This is a genomic window from Aromatoleum evansii, assembly GCF_012910805.1.
Classification (GTDB): domain Bacteria; phylum Pseudomonadota; class Gammaproteobacteria; order Burkholderiales; family Rhodocyclaceae; genus Aromatoleum; species Aromatoleum evansii.
The window spans coordinates 1-2,148 of the sequence record NZ_WTVK01000145.1 but is presented as its reverse complement, the minus strand read 5'-3'; the positions used below and the strand labels follow the sequence as shown (position 1 = coordinate 2,148).

Sequence of the window (2,148 nt, the reverse complement as noted above, 5' to 3'; positions counted from 1 at the left end):
GGCGACCACCAAGATCTACACCGTCTAATTCGTCGGCAGCGTCAGATGTGTATAAGAGGCAGGCACATACCAGCCGCCGGGCGGATCGAGCTGCTCGAACACCCACCACAGGGCGGCATCGGGCGCGCGGGCGACGTAGTAGTCGCGGTGCACGTCGGCCCCGTCCCACCACCCCGACTCGATGCGTTCGGGGCCGTTCAGCAGTGTCAGCGCGCGGATCGATTCGAGCGGGCGCGGTTCGTTCATCAGCCACAACGGGCGCGGGCCGGCGGCCGGCGGGGTGTTGCGGGGCGCGGGGCGTCCGGGATCGGCGAGGCGCCAGGCGCGCTCTGGGCGGTGCTCGGAAACCGGATGCACGGTGCGAACCGCCTCGCGCCCCAGCCGCGCGCGCAGGCGGTCGAGCAGCAGGGCGGCGGCGTCGCGTGCGCTGTGGGGATCGCCGAACAGATCCTGCGTGCGCCCGGGGGTGACCACCGGGTTGTCGGCGAGAAGGCGCAGCGCATCGACCGGTGCGGGCAACTCCAGGGCGGCCAGATGTTCGCGGGCGAGCATCAGCAGCCGCCCGTCGTCGCGCCCCGGCGTGCCGGTGACGATCTCGAGCACGGTATCGGGGCGCCCCTCGTGCTCCAGGTGCAGGCGGCAGCGGTCGAGCGCGGCATGGCGGGCGGCGAGCCACGCGGACAGCCCGGAAAACAGCCTCCCCGCGGCGAACAGCAGCGGCTCGGTGTGCAGCATGCTCGCGGGCAGGACCAGGCGCGCTTCGAAGCGCTCCGGCGGCAGGAACCAGGGGCGCGGATCGGGGCGTTCGCCGCGGGCCCGTGCGAGCGTGTCGAGCACGACGGAGGCCTGGCGGCGGGCCAGGCCGTCGCGCGGCAGGCGGGCGACGTCGCCGAGGCGGCGGGCGCCGATGCCGTGCAGCAGCTCGAGCGTCGCGCGGGACACTTCGGCGCCGTCGCCGAGCAGTTCGACGGGCAGGTCGTCGAGCTTGCGCCACCACTCGGCGGCACTCGGGAGCTGCCGGCCCGGGTGCATGCGGGCAAGCCAGCGTGCCGCGAGCGGGGTCGGGGCGGCGGCGATGGCCGCATCCAGGCCGAGTGGGGCGAGGCCGGCGCGGATGCGCCGCACCAGCCCCGTGACGCCGCCGAACAGGCGCAGGCTGCCGCTCGTTTCCAGCACCAGCCCATCGGGCGGGTCGATGCTGACGCAGGGCGTGAATTGCGTGGCCCACGCGGCGAACTCAGCCAGCGTCGCGGCCTCGAGCGCCGCGTCGCGTTCGCGCAGCTGCAGCGCCGGGGCGACCGCGAGCGCGCCGGCCACGTTCTGGCCGGCCTCGACGCCGCGCGCCCGCGCAGCGGCAGTCGCCGCGACCACGCGCGCGCCGGGGCTGTGTTCGACGACCGCGAGTTCGCCCGGCTCATCCACGCCGCGCGTGAACACCTGCAGCGGCAGATCGGACAGGATCAGGGCGAACCAGAGCATCGTTGAGGGCGGGAAGGCGGCGCAGGCCGGGTCGTTGCGGTAGCGACAGGCGCAGTGGCGCGGCGAGGCCGGGGCCGCGCCGCTTGAGGATGTCGACCGCGAGCTCGCCGTCGCGCGCTGCCAGCCGCAGGCGCAGGACGGCGGGGGAAGGCTGCCGTGCGGCGGAGGTGGGGCGGAACAGGAACAGCGGGGTCGCGGAGCTTTCGGCGGCGAGTTGCAGGCGCCGCAAGGCGGCCGTGTCCGCGCGCGCCAGCCAGGCGAGCACGATGCTGCTGCCGCCCGAGGCCAGTGCCTGCCGGACGGACCACAGGATCTCGGCGTGCTCCTCGGGTTGGAGCAGCAGCAAACGCTCGAGCGGCACTCCCGCCGCGGCGAGGGCCGGGGCGTAGGGCAGGTGGGGCGGGGCTATCCAGACGATCCAGCGCTCGGCCGGCAGGGCGTGCAGGACGGGCAGCAGCAGCCCGAGCTCGCCGATGCCGGGGCGGTCGGACAGCAGTTCGATCAGCGCATTACGGGGCCAGCCGCCTCCCGGCAGCTGGGCGTCGAGCGCCGCGAAGCCGGTGGCGATGCCCGTCTCGGTCGACTGCGCGAGCCGGTCCGCCTGCCATACGAGGCCGGGCGGCAGGGCTGCGAGGGTAGTCTGGGCGAGGGCGGCCATCGGAAGCGGGG

The 2,148-nt window shown here is 75.0% G+C and carries 2 protein-coding genes; both read right to left on the bottom strand.

What is annotated here, in order from left to right; all coding sequences use genetic code 11:
• Positions 1 to 24 precede the first annotated feature (24 nt).
• A complete protein-coding gene (locus GO615_RS29780) occupies positions 25 to 1,479 on the bottom strand; it encodes a Y-family DNA polymerase (RefSeq protein ID WP_169133038.1) in 1,455 nt (484 codons plus the stop codon).
• On the bottom strand, positions 1,415 to 2,137 hold the full coding sequence (gene imuA / locus GO615_RS27540) for a translesion DNA synthesis-associated protein ImuA (RefSeq protein WP_169133037.1): 723 nt from the start codon (positions 2,135 to 2,137) through the stop codon (positions 1,415 to 1,417). The genes GO615_RS29780 and imuA overlap by 65 nt, the downstream gene beginning before the upstream one ends.
• Positions 2,138 to 2,148 lie beyond the last annotated feature (11 nt).